This is a genomic window from Pseudomonas sp. NPDC086581, from assembly GCF_044746165.1.
GTDB lineage: Bacteria > Pseudomonadota > Gammaproteobacteria > Pseudomonadales > Pseudomonadaceae > Pseudomonas.
In genome coordinates this window covers 131665-146519 of the sequence record NZ_JBIVBR010000004.1, presented here as the reverse complement: position 1 = coordinate 146519, position 14855 = coordinate 131665, and the positions used below count along the sequence as shown (strand labels likewise).

General features: G+C 65.6%; 15 protein-coding genes. 6 read left to right on the top strand and 9 right to left on the bottom strand.

The window, feature by feature from the left end:
- Positions 1–58: 58 nt before the first annotated feature.
- Positions 59–328: a YheV family putative zinc ribbon protein gene (locus tag ACIPK7_RS10410; protein ID WP_088420490.1), complete on the bottom strand. Its 270-nt coding sequence runs from the start codon at positions 326–328 to the stop codon at positions 59–61.
- The gene (gene prlC / locus ACIPK7_RS10405; RefSeq protein ID WP_192432452.1) at positions 328–2373 is read right to left on the bottom strand and encodes an oligopeptidase A; all 2046 of its coding nucleotides are present in this window, start codon (positions 2371–2373) and stop codon (positions 328–330) included. Before prlC ends, ACIPK7_RS10410 begins: the two co-directional genes overlap by 1 nt.
- A gap of 76 nt (positions 2374–2449) precedes the next feature.
- Here prlC and ACIPK7_RS10400 point away from each other — a divergent pair, with 76 nt between their 5' ends.
- From ACIPK7_RS10400 to ACIPK7_RS10390, 3 genes are all read left to right on the top strand, one after another.
- Positions 2450–2992: a gamma carbonic anhydrase family protein gene (locus tag ACIPK7_RS10400; RefSeq protein WP_401087554.1), complete on the top strand. Its 543-nt coding sequence runs from the start codon at positions 2450–2452 to the stop codon at positions 2990–2992.
- 232 nt (positions 2993–3224) lie between these two features.
- Positions 3225–4379, top strand: coding sequence for a hypothetical protein (locus ACIPK7_RS10395; RefSeq protein ID WP_401087552.1), 1155 nt, complete (start codon positions 3225–3227; stop codon positions 4377–4379).
- A gap of 85 nt (positions 4380–4464) precedes the next feature.
- A complete protein-coding gene (locus tag ACIPK7_RS10390; RefSeq protein WP_192432450.1) occupies positions 4465–5109 on the top strand; it encodes an HAD family hydrolase in 645 nt (214 codons plus the stop codon).
- A gap of 281 nt (positions 5110–5390) precedes the next feature.
- On the opposite strand, the gene argE is transcribed toward ACIPK7_RS10390, so the two are convergent.
- From argE to ACIPK7_RS10365, 5 genes are all read right to left on the bottom strand, one after another.
- Positions 5391–6542: an acetylornithine deacetylase gene (gene argE, locus ACIPK7_RS10385; RefSeq protein ID WP_192432449.1), complete on the bottom strand. Its 1152-nt coding sequence runs from the start codon at positions 6540–6542 to the stop codon at positions 5391–5393.
- Between the two features lie 103 nt (positions 6543–6645).
- On the bottom strand, positions 6646–7320 hold the full coding sequence (locus ACIPK7_RS10380) for a DUF1028 domain-containing protein (protein WP_138519939.1): 675 nt from the start codon (positions 7318–7320) through the stop codon (positions 6646–6648).
- 192 nt (positions 7321–7512) lie between these two features.
- Positions 7513–7923 carry a RidA family protein gene (locus ACIPK7_RS10375; protein WP_015474916.1) on the bottom strand — a complete coding sequence of 137 codons (411 nt, stop codon included), beginning with the start codon at positions 7921–7923 and terminating at the stop codon, positions 7513–7515.
- A 3-nt stretch (positions 7924–7926) separates the two neighbouring features.
- Complete coding sequence (locus ACIPK7_RS10370) at positions 7927–9255, bottom strand: flavin-containing monooxygenase (RefSeq protein ID WP_401087550.1); 1329 nt, start codon at positions 9253–9255, stop codon at positions 7927–7929.
- Positions 9256–9504: 249 nt separating this feature from the next.
- Positions 9505–10425 (bottom strand): LysR family transcriptional regulator, encoded by a 921-nt coding sequence (locus ACIPK7_RS10365; protein WP_401087548.1) that lies wholly within the window; start codon positions 10423–10425, stop codon positions 9505–9507.
- A gap of 137 nt (positions 10426–10562) precedes the next feature.
- On the opposite strand from ACIPK7_RS10365, the gene ACIPK7_RS10360 reads away from it, so the two are divergent.
- The 3 genes from ACIPK7_RS10360 to ACIPK7_RS10350 all read left to right on the top strand — a co-directional run bounded on the left by ACIPK7_RS10360 (position 10563) and on the right by ACIPK7_RS10350 (position 13894).
- The gene (locus tag ACIPK7_RS10360; protein ID WP_401087546.1) at positions 10563–11909 is read left to right on the top strand and encodes an aspartate aminotransferase family protein; all 1347 of its coding nucleotides are present in this window, start codon (positions 10563–10565) and stop codon (positions 11907–11909) included.
- A complete protein-coding gene (locus ACIPK7_RS10355; RefSeq protein WP_401087545.1) occupies positions 11910–12221 on the top strand; it encodes a cupin domain-containing protein in 312 nt (103 codons plus the stop codon).
- A 176-nt stretch (positions 12222–12397) separates the two neighbouring features.
- Positions 12398–13894, top strand: coding sequence for a CoA-acylating methylmalonate-semialdehyde dehydrogenase (locus ACIPK7_RS10350; protein WP_024766243.1), 1497 nt, complete (start codon positions 12398–12400; stop codon positions 13892–13894).
- Positions 13895–14001: 107 nt separating this feature from the next.
- Here the strand turns inward: ACIPK7_RS10350 and ACIPK7_RS10345 are convergent, their stop codons facing one another.
- Together ACIPK7_RS10345 and ACIPK7_RS10340 are read right to left on the bottom strand one after the other, a co-directional pair.
- Entirely contained in the window at positions 14002–14427 is a 426-nt protein-coding gene (locus ACIPK7_RS10345; protein ID WP_192432444.1) for a GNAT family N-acetyltransferase, read from the bottom strand.
- A gap of 105 nt (positions 14428–14532) precedes the next feature.
- On the bottom strand, positions 14533–14847 hold the full coding sequence (locus ACIPK7_RS10340) for a DUF2845 domain-containing protein (protein ID WP_192432443.1): 315 nt from the start codon (positions 14845–14847) through the stop codon (positions 14533–14535).
- Between the last annotated feature and the right edge of the window lie 8 nt (positions 14848–14855).

Genomic DNA, 14855 nt, shown 5'->3' with positions numbered 1-14855 from the left:
ACGGCGGAAAAAGAAATGCCCCGGCAAGCCGGGGCATTCTCTGAGCGTCACGCGGGTGCTATTCCTGCGGCTTTTTCAGCTTCGGATTGGGGAAGAACTGCACCCCCTGCACCTTCGGGTCCTTGGGCTTTTCCAGCGCGCTGGTGTTGACGCGGGTGGACAGCTCTTTCGGCACCGACTGGCCCTGGGCGTTGAGCGTGTCGGAGTAGCCGCAGGCCACGCATTCGCGGTGTGGTACGCCGTCGACGTCCCACATGACGATCTTGTCCTGTTCGCTGCAGGCCGGGCACACGGCCCCGGCGATGAAGCGTTTCTTCACCTCGCTCATCACGCGGCCTCCTCGGACAGGCCCGAGTGGCGCAGCAGGGCGTCGATGGACGGCTCGCGGCCACGGAAGGCCACGAACAGCGCCATCGGCTCCTGGGAGCCGCCCTTGGCCAGGATCGCCTCGCGGAAGGCCGCGCCAGTCGCCGGGTTGAGCACGCCTTCTTCCTCGAAGCGGGAGAATGCGTCGGCGGACAGCACTTCGGCCCACTTGTAGCTGTAGTAACCGGCCGCGTAACCGCCGGCGAAGATATGCGCGAAGCTGTTGGCGAAGCGGTTGTAGGCCGGCGGGCGCATCACCGCGACTTCATCGCGAATCGCCTCGATCACCTCGAGCACGCTGCGGCCATCGCCGTGAGTGGCGTGCAGCTCGAAGTCGAACAGCGAGAACTCCAGCTGGCGGACCATCATCAGGCCAGACTGGAAGTTCTTCGCGGCAAGCATCTTCTCCAGCAGGTCCTGGGGCAGCGGCGCGCCGGTTTCATAGTGACCCGAGATCAGCGCCAGGCCCTCGGGCTCCCAGCACCAGTTCTCCATGAACTGGCTCGGCAGCTCGACGGCGTCCCAGGCCACGCCGTTGATGCCCGAGGCACCGGCGTGCTCGACGCGGGTCAGCAGGTGGTGCAGGCCGTGGCCGAATTCGTGGAACAGGGTGGTGACTTCATCGTGGGTCAGCAGCGCCGGCTTGCCGCCGACCGCCGGGGTGAAGTTGCACACCAGATAGGCCACCGGCGATTGCAGCTCGCCACCGGCGGTGCGGCGACGGTCGCGGGCACCATCCATCCAGGCGCCGCCACGCTTGTTGGCGCGGGCGTAGAGGTCGAAGTAGAAGCGGCCGACGTGCTGGCCGTTTTCCTCAATCTCGAACAGCCGCACGTCCGGGTGCCAGCGCTCGAAGTCGTTCAGCTCGCGAATCTGGATGCCGTAGAGCTTCTGCACGATGGCGAACAGGCCGGAGAGCACCTTGTCCACCGGGAAGTAGGCGCGCAGGGCTTCCTGGGACACGCTGTAGCGCGCTTCACGCAGCTTCTCGCCGAAGTAGCTGGCGTCCCAGCTGGAGAGGTTCGGGCAGCCCTGTTCGGCAGCGTAGGCCTTGAGCTGTTCCAGGTCCTGGGCGGCGAAGGGCTTGCTGCGCACGGCGAGGTCGCGCAGGAAGTGCAGGACCTGCTCGGGGGTCTCGGCCATCTTGGTGGCCAGGGACAGCTCGGCGAAGTTCTTGAAGCCCAGCAGGCGCGATAGCTCCTGGCGCAGGTCGAGGATTTCCTGCATCACCGGGCCGTTGTCGTTCTGCCCGGCATTCGGGCCTTGATCGGAGGCGCGGGTGCAGTACGCGGCGTAGACCTCTTCGCGCAGGGCGCGGTCTTGCGCGTAGGTCATCACCGCGTAGTAGCTGGGGAACTCCAGGCTGATCAGCCAGCCGTCCAGCTCCTTGGCCTGGGCGGCCTGCTGCATCTGCGCCTTGGCTGAGTCGGTCAGGCCGGCCAGCGCGGCTTCGTCGGTGATGTGCTTGGTCCAGGCCTGGGTGGCGTCCAGCAGCTGGTTGGAGAAGCGGCTGCCCAACTCGGACAGGCGCGTCTGGATTTCGGCGTAGCGCTGCTGCTGGTCGGCCGGCAGGTCGATACCCGACAGGCGGAAGTCGCGCAGGGCGTGTTCGAGGATGGTCTTCTGGGCGACGTCGAAGGTCTTCGACTCGGTGCTGGTGGCCAGCGATTCGTAGGCCTTGAACAGCTCGCGGTTCTGGCCCAGTTCGGTCCAGTAGGCGGACAGCAGCGGCAGGCAGCCCTCGTAGGCCTCGCGCAGCTCGGCGCTGTTGCACACCGCGTTGAGGTGGCTGACCGGGCTCCAGGCCTTGCCCAGGCGGTCATGCAGTTCGTCCATGCTCAGCACCAGGCCGGCCCAGGTCGGGGTGCCGTTCTGCTGGGCGAGGATGCGCGCGATGGCGGCGCGGTTGTCGGCGAGGATCTGCTCGATGGCCGGCTTCACGTGCTCGGGGCGAATGGAGGAGAAGGGCGGCAGGTCGTAGCTCTGCAGAAGGGGATTCGCGCTCACGGTGGCACCTTGGCTGAAGAAACACCCGGCCATCTTAAATACAATCGGCGTCAACCGCAGCTTGAGGACGACTATCGTGACGATTCGAACCTATCAGGGCAAAACACCATCCCTCGGCGAGCGCGTCTTCGTCGACGCGAGCGCCGTGGTCATCGGCGACGTGGAGATCGGCGCGGACAGCTCGGTCTGGCCGCTGGTCACCATCCGCGGTGACATGCACCGCATCCGCATCGGCGTGCGCACCAGCGTGCAGGACGGCAGCGTGCTGCACATTACCCACGCCGGCCCCTTCAATCCGGACGGCTTCCCGCTGACCATCGGCGACGAAGTGACCATCGGCCACAAGGTGCTGCTGCATGGCTGCACCATCGGCAGCCGCATCCTGGTGGGCATGGGCTCGATCGTCATGGACGGCGCGGTGATCGAGGACGAGGTGATCCTCGGCGCCGGCAGCCTGGTGCCGCCGGGCAAGACACTGGAGAGCGGCTTCCTCTATGTCGGCAGCCCGGTGAAGAAGGCCCGGCCGTTGACCGACAAGGAGCGGGCGTTCTTCAGCTATACCGCCGGGAACTACGTGAAGTTGAAGGACCAGCATATGGCCGAGGGTTACCCGGGCTGACGGCGGAGCCTCCGTAGGGCGCATAAAGCGGAACGCTTTATCCGCCGATGCCCGATGGCGGATAACGCTTGAGGCGTTATGCGCCCTACGTCGAGGCCGGCCCGCCAGACGGCCCGCCGCGCCAAGCCCCGCGCCCTATACTGAGCCGAGGTGACCGGACGCCAGCGCGTGCCCGGCCGGGTTCAGCAGCGGGCGGCCAGCCATCACGGCGCCGCCAAGCCGGCGAGCGGCCATGAACAGTCTGTGCTCCCCCAGCGCCACCGTTTCGCCCTGGCGGCGCAGCGGTGTCTTCCTCCTGCTCCTGCTGGCACTACTTCTGCTGGTTTTGCCCGGCTGCGCCCATCACCCTGCCCAGCCCGCCGCCCCGCTCACCGAAGCCACCTGGCACCAGGTCGACGCCGATATCGGCGCCGCTTCCCTGGCCGCCACGTCCCAGGCCCGCGCCTATGCCGAACAGGCCATGCAGCAGTGGATGGACCTGGTCTACCAGCGCACCGACGAGAAATTCCTCCCCTGGTTCTCCAGCTACTGGACCCAGGAATGGCTGAGCATGAAGGTCGCCTGGTACAAGATGGGCTCCCACGGCGACCTCGATCCCACCGTCGACAAACTGGCCGTCTACCTGCAGGAGCAGTACCGCAAGCAGGTGCTGATACCGGTCGCGAAACAGGTCGACCCTGACGCGGTGATGGAAAAGGCCACCCGGCATTACATCGAGCTGCTGAGCGTGGCGGTGAAGGAAATCCCCCAGCGTCGCGGCATCCCGCAGAAGGCTTTCGACGAGCACCTGATGGGCATCCCGGCGATCTCCCTCGGCACGCCCTCCAGCCGCGATGCTTCGCTGTACGACGTGGTGTACGCCAAGGACATCGGCAAGCTGCCGGCCTTCGCTGCGCTGATGCAGGACATCCGCACGGCGGCGGGCAAGGCGGGCGCCGGCACAAAGGTCAGCGGCGTCTCGCCAGTGGCCCAGCGCACCAGCGCCAAGCTGGTGAATGAGCTGCGCAATCGCAGCATCGCCGGGGTGGTGGCGAGCGCGGCGGGCAAGGTTGCCGGCTCGGTCATCTCGGTGGCCTTCACCCTGTTCAGCATGGCCGGCAACGACCACGAACGGCCCGAAGTGGAGACTCAGTTGCGCAAGGAAATCAACGCCGCCTTCGACGAACAGTGGCTGGCGCTGATGCGCGATCCGGACGGCGGGGTGATGTCCGGTGTCGATCATCTCGGTGCCCGCGTGCAGCAGAGCCTGACCGGTCGGCTGGCGCAGCCGCAGGATGTACCTGAAGACGACTCCACCGCCCGGACCTACGGTGCCGGCGAGGCCGAGCCGGTGGGCGTCAGCGGCGGTTTCCGCGTGCTCAAACAGGGGCAGGGCGCGGCGCCCTGAGGTGTCGTTCGGCGATCCGCGCTTCGCGCGGGCGGCCCTGCGCAGTATCCTTCCCGCCCGACTTTCGCGGCCGGACGCTGATCCCATGCATTACCAGAACATCCTTTTCGACCTCGACGGCACCCTCACCGACCCGCGCGAGGGCATCACCCGCTCGATCCAGTACGCCCTCGCCCAACTGGGCATCGACGAGCCCGACCTGCGCCAGCTCGAACACTTCATCGGCCCGCCGCTGCTGCAGTGCTTCATGAGCACCTACGACTTCGACGAGGCGCGCGCCTGGGAAGCGGTGAACCACTACCGCGTGCGCTTCAAGGACACCGGGCTGTACGAGAACAAGGTGTTCGACGGCGTCGCCGAGCTGCTGCACATGCTCGGCGGCCAGGGCCGCACGCTGTTCATCTGCACCAGCAAACCGACGGTGTTCGCCGCGGAAATTGCCCGCCACTTCGACTTCGCCAGGCACTTCAAGGTGATCTACGGCAGCGAGCTGGACGGCACCCGCACCAACAAGGTCGAGCTGATCGAGCACCTGCTGGGCATCGAGCAACTGGACCTGAAACAGACGCTGATGATCGGCGACCGCAAGCACGACCTCATCGGCGCGCACCGCAATGGCCTGTCCGCTGCGGGCGTCGGCTATGGCTTCGGCAGCCGCGAGGAGCTGATGGCGGAAAGCCCGGCGCATTACTTCGCGAGCCTGGATGAGCTGCGGGCGGCGTTTGCCTGAGGTTCCTCGACCGGGGGTGGTTCGCGAGCAAGCTCGCTCCTACAGGGTGCATGCGCTCTTCGTAGGCGAGCCTGATCTGAAAGCACATGCCCTCATCCCGGGATCGTAGGGCGGATAACGCGCCAGCGTTATCCGCCGCGAGGGATTCGGCGGATAACCCGTTCCGGGTTATGCGCCCTACGAGCGGATTCATCCGCGATCGATTTCCGGCCGCTCCGAGCGAGCCGGATGCATCGCGGACAACGTCCGCTCCTGCGCAGCGGGGTAAGCCGCGCTGTGAATCAGCCGCGCAACCACTCCGTCAGCCGCCCCATCATTTCATCGCACTTCGCCAACTGCTCCAGGCTGACGAACTCGTCCGGCTTGTGGCCCTGATCCATGCTGCCCGGCCCGCAGACCACGGTGGGGATGCCGGCCTGGTGGAACAGCCCGCCCTCGGTGCCATAGGCGACAGTGGTGAAATCGCGTGAGCCAGTCAGCTGCGCAATCAGCTCGGCAGCCTGGGCCTGCTGGTCGGTGACCAGCGCCGGGTAGGCGGAAATTTCGCTGAAGCGGATGTCCGTCTCGGCCTTCACCGCACGCATCTTCGGCAGCAGCTCGGCTTCGGCGAAGGCGCGCAGGTCGTCGGCGACCTGTTGCGGATCGTCGCTGGGCAGCGCGCGCACCTCGAAATCGAACTGGCATTCGGCAGGCACGATGTTCAGCGCGCGGCCGCCGCTGATCACGCCGGTCTGCACGGTGGAGTAAGGTGGATCGAAGCGCGGGTCATGGCGCTCGGGTGCAGCCAGGCGGGTACCGATCTCGCCGAGGCGGCCGATCAGTTTCGCCGCGTACTCGATGGCGTTCACACCCTGCGGTGCATAGGCCGAGTGGCACGGCGCGCCATGCACCTGGCAGCGCATGGCGAGCTTGCCCTTGTGGCCGAGCACCGGCTTGAGTTCGGTGGGTTCGCCGATGATGCACAGCATCGGCTTGTGTTCGCGATGCTCGAGCGCGGCGAGCAGCGAGCGCACGCCGAGGCAGCCGACTTCCTCGTCGTAGGAGAAGGCCAGGTGCACCGGCAGGCGCAGCGGTTGGGCGAGGAACGCGGGCACCGCCGCCAGCACGCAGGCGATGTAGCCCTTCATGTCCGCGGTACCGCGCCCGTAGAGGCGGCCATCGCGTTCGGTCAGCTCGAACGGCGGGACCGTCCACGGCTGGCCATCGGTGGGCACCACATCGGTGTGGCCGGACAGGCACACGCCGCCGCGATCCTGCGGACCCAGCGTGGCGTAGAGGTTGGCCTTGCCGCCTTCGGCATCGTGGAACAGCTCGCAGGCGATGCCGAAGCCTGCGAGGTAGTCGCGGATATAGTGGATCAGCGCCAGGTTGGAGTTGCGGCTGACGGTGTCGAAGGCGATCAGGTCGGCGAGGATTTCACGGCTGGAAGGCATGGTCGGGTCCTGCTTCAAAGCTCTCTGGTAGGAGCGGATTCATCCGCGATCCCGGCGTGGCCGGACACCATCGCGGACGGCGTCCGCTCCCACGGGTATGACGTTACTCGTCGCCCGGCACACCGTAGCTCGGCGCCTTGGTCGGGTCGAGGGCGCGCACCAGGTAGTCCTCCAGCTGCGGCTTGTAGGCCACCCAGAGTTTTTCCAGTTCATCGATGGGCGCTTCGTCCGCCCAGTCCACGCGCAGGTCGACGATCGGCCAGACCAGGTCGCCGACGACTTTCAGGGCGGCCGAATGCACCGGGCCCGCTTCGCCACCGGCGGCCATCGCCGCCTGCATTGCGGCCAGCAGGCGCTCTGCCAGGCAGCCGTTGGCGCTTTCGAAGGCCTGGGTCATGGCTTCGATCACCGCGGGGGACGACAGCAGGTTACCTGCCGCCACGCAGTTTTCCCCGGCCACGGCGTTGTACACGCCCAGCGCTTCGCTGCCGGTGAACAACGCGACCTTGCCGTGCTGGTCGATCACCGTCACCTGGCGGTACTGGCTGTAGCCGTTGCTGGAGAGCGCCTTGTCCAGCGCCGCGCCCGGTTCCAGACCGGCTTCGAGCTGGTCGAGGATCTGCGGGCCGAGGGCCGGCAGGGTGATGTTCTGCGTGGCCACCGCGCCGACGCCGGCGCGTACCCAGGGGCAGCGGGCGCCCACGGCGATGCTCGAGGAGCTGATGGCGATACCTAGTTGTCCGGTTTCGGCGCAGCGGCCGACGATGGAGAAGGTCATGGTGGCTCCTTGCTTGTTCTGGTAGCTAAAACGACAAAGGGCGATGCGGAAAATCCGCATCGCCTGCACGCTTGAAAGCGTTACGAGCGACGGCCAGGCAAGGCGAGGTTGGGCGAGAAAAGCGGAGTTTGCTGTAGCAAATGAGCATTTTCTCGACCGGCCCCAACGCAGCATGGCCTAGCGCAGTAGCTTTCAGTCCGGAATGACCGCGATGACGTCGATTTCCATCAGCCACTGCGGCTGGCCGAGGGCCGAGACCACCAGGCCGGTGGAGATCGGGAACACGCCCTTCAGCCACTTGCCGACTTCCTGGTACACCGGCTCGCGGTAGCGCGGGTCGATCAGGTAGGTGGTGGTCTTGACGATGTGCGACAGGTCGCTGCCGGCTTCTTCCAGCAACTGCTTGACGTTCTTCATCGCCTGCTCGGCCTGGGCGCGCGGGTCGCCCAGCCCCACCAGGTTGCCCTCGAAGTCAGTCCCGACCTGGCCGCGCACGTACACGGTGTTGCCGGCGCGCACGGCCTGGCAGAGGTCGTTGTCCAGGGTCTGGTTCGGGTAGGTGTCCTTGGTGTTGAACATGCGGATGCGAGTATGGGTAGGCATCTCTTACTCCCAGGATGCGGCTTTTTGTACGGAGGCTTCGCGCTGCGAAGCGTCCTGGTATTCGACGTAACGGCGTTGCGTGGCGATGTGGCCGGCCACGTGCTTGGCGTCATGCCATACGCCCCAGATGAACGAGGAGCCACGGCGCGACAGCCACGGCAGGCCGACGAAGTACACGCCCGGCTCGCGGGACACGCCGCGCTGGTGCTTGGGCTTGCCCTTGTCGTCGAAGGCGTCCACCTGCAGCCAGTTGAAGTCCACGGCGTAGCCGGTGGCCCAGATGATCGCGGTGATGCCGGCGTCGGCCAGGTTCAGCTCGGCGATCGGGTTGCGGATGCACGCGGCGTCCGGGTAGACCTTGCGGGCCTCCGGCTCCAGCGGCAGGTCCAGGCCGTTGCGCTCGATATACGCATCGGCGGCGTCCAGCAGGCCCAGGTAGTTGTCGTCGCCGGCCTTGAGGTTGGCCACCAGGTCGTCGCGGAAGGTCACCTTGCCGCCGTCGAAGGACTGGGTCAGGCCGGTCAGGACGATGCCCTCGTTGGCCAGGCGGCGGAAGTCGATGGTCTCGCCGCCACGGGCACCGCTCACGGCGATGGTCACGTGCTCGCGGCCCGGCTGCACTTCCTCGGCGTCCCACAGGCCGAGCACGCCCAGCCACCAGACGAAGTCGCGGTTGCGGTAGGAGCGCGGCGGACGGTCATGGGCGCCCACGGAAAGGTAGGTTTTCTTGCCGGCGCGGTTCAGCTCGTCGGCGATCTGCACGCCGGAGGAGCCTGCGCCGATCACCAACACAGCGCCTTCGGGCAGCTGCTGCGGGTTGAAGTACTTGGCCGAGTGGATCTGGTACAGGCCTTCGTCCTTCGGCGCGATGGCCGGGATCACCGGGCGCTGGAACGGGCCGGTGGCGGAGACGATGCGCAGGGCCTGGAGTGTGCCCTCGGAGGTTTCCACGCTGAAGCCGGGGCGGCCTGCGTTGCGGGTGACCTTCTTCACTTCCACGCCGGTGCGGATCGGCGCGTTGAACTGCTTGGCGTAGGCGACGAAGTAGTCGGCGACCTGCTCCTTGGCCGGGAAATCATCCGGGCCGACGGAGAATTCCATGTTCGGGAAGCGGTCATGCCAGGCCGGGCCGTTGGCGACCAGCGAGTCCCAGCGACCGGTGCGCCAGGCTTCGGCGATACGGCTCTTTTCCAGCACGATGTGCGGCACGCCCTGCTGGGTCAGGTGCTCGCTCATGGCCACGCCGGCTTGGCCGGCGCCAACGACCAGCGTGTCGATTTCCAGGTTATCAAGCGACTTCTTGCCGAAGGCGCCTGGATTCAGGTCGGTCATGGCTTGCTTCCTCAGACTCTGATCACGTTTGTTCTTGTTGCGGCTGCGGTGAGCTGTTGGCCGCATTCTGTTCAGAGGCTGTGAATAGCGAAATTATGTTTTTTGTAGTCGCAGGCTAGGGAAAAGCTGCACCCACGCAAACCCCGCGGCCCGCGGGCTGCAGGGGAAGGGGTATAGGATTTTTGGTGGCTGGGGCGACAAATTGGATAGGTTGAAATTGCCTTGCGCGGGTTTTCCTACAGGTGCCTATCAGCGGCTTTCCGCCACCGCCTCGATGAATCGCTCCAGCACAAGGTTCGGCCGGCGGCCCTTGCGGGTCACCACGGTCAGCGGGATGTCGTAGTGGAAGCGCTCCGGCCGCAGCGCGCGCAGGCGGCCCTGGGCGACCCAGTCGGCGGCGTAGTGGTCGGGCAGGTAGCCGATGTAGCTGCCGGTGAGAATAAGGAAGGCCATGCCCTCGCGGTCCGAGGCGCTGGCGCTGCCGCGCAGCTCCTGGTGGCGCTCCTGCGCTTCGGCGGGGATACGGTAGCTGGGCGCCACCGCGTCGCAGGCGTGGATTTCCTCCACCGTGATGCTCGCGTCGTCGCGCTCGAACAGCGGGTGCTCCTGGCTGCAGAACAGCAGCGAGCGCTCCTCATAAAGGGCGGAATACTCCAGCCCCGACAGCGGGCTGATGAGCGGTACCACGCCCACATGCAACCGTCCGTCGAGAACTCCCAGCTCGATCTCGTTGGGCGTGGTCATCCCGATATTGATCCGCACGCCCGGCCCGCTGGCCTTAAGCGCGCGCAGGGCGTGGGTGATGCGCATCTGCGGCAGGGTCACCAGGTTGTTGATGATGCCGATGTTCAGCTCGCCGCGCAGGTGCTGGTGCAACTCGTTGACCTCCGCGCGGAAGCCCTCCAGAGCCGCCAGCAGCGACTGCGTTGCGCGGTAAACCTCGCGGCCCTCGTCGGTCAGCGCGAAGCCTGCCCGGCCGCGCTGGCACAGGCGCATCCCCAGGCGCTTCTCCAGGTCGCCCATGTGCAGGCTGATGGCCGAGCGGCTGATGCCCAGCGTGCTTTCCGCAGCCGAGAAGCTGCCGCACTCGACTATGGTTTTGAAGATGCGCAGCAGGCGGATCTCGAAGTCGCTGACCTGGCCCAGGGAAGGCGCTCGTTGTTTCGCCATCTTAGTTTTACCAATCCGAAACTGAACGTAAGAAGAATAAGCTTTAACTCACGTTAAGTCAGGCCCAATCTACGAGCATCGCACCAGGCCCGACGCGGCCTGCGCGCCCAACAAGACTGTCGTCGAGGACATGCTCCATGAACCAGCAAGTGAACGTCACCCCGTCGGTGGCCAGCGAACTGAACCTGAAGGCCCACTGGATGCCCTTCAGCGCCAACCGCAACTTCCATAAAGACCCGCGCATCATCGTCGCCGCCGAAGGCAGCTGGCTGGTGGACGACCAGGGCCGCAAGATCTACGACAGCCTGTCGGGCTTGTGGACCTGTGGCGCCGGTCACTCGCGCAAGGAAATCGCCGACGCGGTCGCCAAACAGCTGACCACCCTCGACTACTCCCCGGCCTTCCAGTACGGCCACCCGCTGTCCTTCAAGCTGGCCGAGAAGATCACCCAGCTGACCCCGGCCGGTCTCGACCACGTGTTCTTCACCGGTTCCGGCTCCGAGTGCGCCGACACCTCGATCAAGATGGCCCGCGCCTACTGGCGCCTGAAAGGCCAGGCACAGAAGACCAAGCTGATCGGCCGCGCCCGTGGCTACCACGGCGTGAACGTCGCCGGCACCGCCCTGGGCGGCATCGGTGGCAATCGCAAGATGTTCGGCCAACTGATGGACGTCGACCACCTGCCGCATACCCTGCAACCGGGCATGGCCTTCACCAAGGGCATGGCCGAAACCGGCGGCGTCGAGCTGGCCAACGAACTGCTGAAGCTGATCGAGCTGCATGACGCGTCGAACATCGCTGCGGTCATCGTCGAGCCGATGTCCGGTTCCGCCGGCGTGCTGGTGCCGCCGAAGGGCTACCTGCAGCGCCTGCGCGAAATCTGCGACCAGCACAACATCCTGCTGATCTTCGACGAAGTGATCACCGCCTTCGGTCGTATGGGCAAGGCCACCGGCGCCGAGTTCTTCGGCGTGAAGCCGGACATCATGAACGTCGCCAAGCAGGTCACTAACGGTGCCATTCCCATGGGCGCGGTGATCGCCAGCAGTGAAATCTACGACACCTTCATGGGCCAGAACCTGCCGGAATACGCTGTCGAGTTCGGTCATGGCTACACCTACTCCGCGCATCCGGTCGCTTGCGCCGCCGGTATCGCCGCGCTGGACCTGCTGGAAAAAGAGAACCTGATTCAGCAATCGCTGGAGCTGGCTCCGTACTTCGAGAAGGCTCTGCACGGCCTGAAGGGCGCGAAGAACGTCATCGACATCCGCAACTGCGGCCTGGCCGGCGCGATTCAGATTGGCGCCCGTGACGGCGATGCCATCGTGCGTCCGTTCGAAGCCAGCATGAAGCTGTGGAAAGAAGGCTTCTACGTGCGCTTCGGCGGCGACACCCTGCAGTTCGGCCCGACCTTCAACGCCAAGTCCGAGGACCTGGACCGCCTGTTCAGCGCCGTGGGCGATGCCCTCAACGGGGTCGCGTAAGTGGGTGAGCGTCCGAAGGCCGTCCCGACGGTACAGATCGATAACGACAAGGTCCTGGTCACCGAGTGGCGCTTCGCCCCCGGCGCCGAGACTGGCTGGCACCGCCACGGCATGGAATACGTCGTGGTCCCGGTGACCAACGGCGAACTGCTGCTGGAAACCCCCGAGGGCGAGCGGCGCGCGCCGCTGGTCCTGGGTGCGAGCTACACCCGTCAGATCGGTACCGAGCACAACGTGATCAATCCCTGCGATCACGAAGTGGCGTTCATCGAGATCGAGCTCAAGAGCGACGACCACCCGCACAGCCACTGAGTGCGCGGGCACGCGAGAAGGCGTAGCCGGGAAACTCCTTTTAAAGTGCAGTTCCCGGCGAGCCACGCGGCTTTGTCCACACTCCGAACAAGCCCCCTCTCCCCTTAGGGAGAGGGTTGGGGAGAGGGGCTCTTGAAGCCCTTCACCCGAACCACTCAAGCGAGAAGAGACTTCCCATGACCACCGTCAAGCACCTGATCGGCGGCGAGATGATCGCCGACACTGGCCGTACCGCCGACGTCTTCAACCCGTCCACCGGCGAAGCCATCCGCAAGGTCCCGCTGGCCAGCCGCGAAACCGTCCAGCAGGCCATCGACGCCGCCAAGGCCGCCTTCCCGGCCTGGCGCAACACCCCCCCGGCCAAGCGCGCCCAGGTGTTGTTCCGCTTCAAGCAACTGCTCGAAGCCAACGAAGCACGCATCAGCCAGCTGATCAGCGAAGAACACGGCAAGACCCTGGAAGACGCTGCCGGTGAGCTCAAGCGCGGCATCGAGAACGTCGAATACGCCAGCGCTGCCCCGGAAATCCTGAAAGGCGAATACAGCCGCAATGTCGGCCCGAACATCGACGCCTGGAGCGACTTCCAGCCGATCGGCGTGGTCGCCGGCATCACCCCGTTCAACTTCCCGGCCATGGTGCCGCTGTGGATGTACCCGCTGGCCATCGCCTGCGGCAACACCTTCATCCTCAAGCCGTCCGAGCGTGACCCGAGCTCCACCCTGCTGATCGCCGAACTCTTCGAAGAAGCCGGCCTGCCCAAAGGTGTGCTGAACGTGGTGCACGGCGATAAGACCGCCGTGGACGCGCTGATCGAAGCACCGGAAGTGAAGGCGCTGAGCTTCGTTGGCTCGACTCCGATCGCTGAATACATCTATTCCGAAGGCACCAAGCGCGGCAAGCGCGTACAGGCCCTGGGCGGCGCCAAAAACCACGCCGTTCTGATGCCCGACTGCGACCTGGACAACGCCGTCAGCGCCCTGATGGGTGCGGCCTATGGCTCCTGCGGCGAGCGCTGCATGGCCATCTCCGTGGCCGTTTGCGTGGGCGACCAGATCGGCGACGCGCTGGTCGAGAAGATCGTTCCGCAGATCAAGGCCCTGAAGATCGGCGCCGGCACTTCCTGCGGCCTGGACATGGGCCCGCTGGTTACCGGCGCAGCCCAGCAGAAAGTCACCGGCTACATCGACGCCGGCGTCGAGCAGGGTGCCCAGCTGCTGGTCGACGGCCGCAACTACAAGGTGGCCGGGCACGAGAACGGCTTCTTCGTCGGCGGTACCCTGTTCGACAAGGTCACCCCGGACATGACCATCTACCAGGAAGAAATCTTCGGCCCGGTGCTCTGCATCGTGCGCGTGAACAGCCTGGAAGAAGCCATGCAGCTGATCAACGACCACGAATACGGCAACGGCACCTGCATCTTCACCCGTGACGGTGAAGCGGCCCGCCTGTTCTGCGACGAGATCGAAGTCGGCATGGTCGGCGTCAACGTACCGCTGCCAGTACCGGTGGCCTACCACAGCTTCGGCGGCTGGAAGCGCTCGCTGTTCGGCGACCTGCACGCCTACGGCCCGGATGGTGTGCGCTTCTACACCAAGCGCAAAGCCATCACCCAGCGCTGGCCGCAGCGCAAGTCGCACGAAGCGGCGCAGTTCGCCTTCCCCAGCAATGGCTGATGGTGAATAAGCGATAAGAAAAAGGCCGGTCTGATGACCGGCCTTTTTCATTTCAGGGGAACGAAGGCGCGGTGCAAGAACAGCCTCGCCTGCGCAAAGCCTGGTAATCAGCCCAGGTGCTTCTTCAGGTAGATACGCTGATGCCCCGGCGGGCAGTCTTCCAGCACGCCCATGCGCTCGAAGCCCTGTTTCTCGTAGAAGCCGGGAGCCTGGAAGCTGTAGGTGTAGAGGAACAGGCCAACGCAGCCGCGGCGGCGGGCTTCGTCTTCGGCGAGGGCGATGAGCTGGCTGCCCAGGCCGCTGCCGCGCTGGTCGTCCTGCAGCCAGAGGTAGTCGATGTAGAGCCAGCCCATGCCGGATTGGCCGAACATGCCGCCGACCACTTCGCCGTCTTCGCTGCGGGCGTAGAGTTCGAAGTCGTCGTAGGTGTTGCTGCGGCCCATCTGGCCCAGGTTATAGGCGAGCAGCCCCTTGACCACGACGTCGCGTGCCTGTGGGTCGATGCCAAGGGTGAAATCGAATTGGCTTTGCATGGTGCCCTCCGGATTGGCGAAGGCGACCAGTCTAGGGAGATGCCGCCACGATGGGTAGGCACCTTTGGTAGCGGCGGGCGTACAGGTACGAATAGCGCGGCGCGCTCAGAGCAGTTCCTTGCGCGTGGTGTTGATCAATTGCAGTTGCGTGTCGCGGAAGAAAAGGTAGCGATAGGCACCGTTGTTCGGGCCGTACATCCAGGTTTCCAGCTGCGGCTGGCCGGGGATGAATTTGCCGTCCGGTCCGCGCCTTGGCTTTGTGGGCGGTGTGACGACACGCTTGTCCGGCTGCCCGCACTTGGCGAGCACTTCGTCCATCGGGTCGCCTTCGTTGATCAGGCTGGTGCCGCAGCGCAGCGTGCCGGCGTGGGCAGCACCGGCAGCGAGGGTCAGGAGCAGGGCTATCAGCCAGGGACGCATGGGCGGCT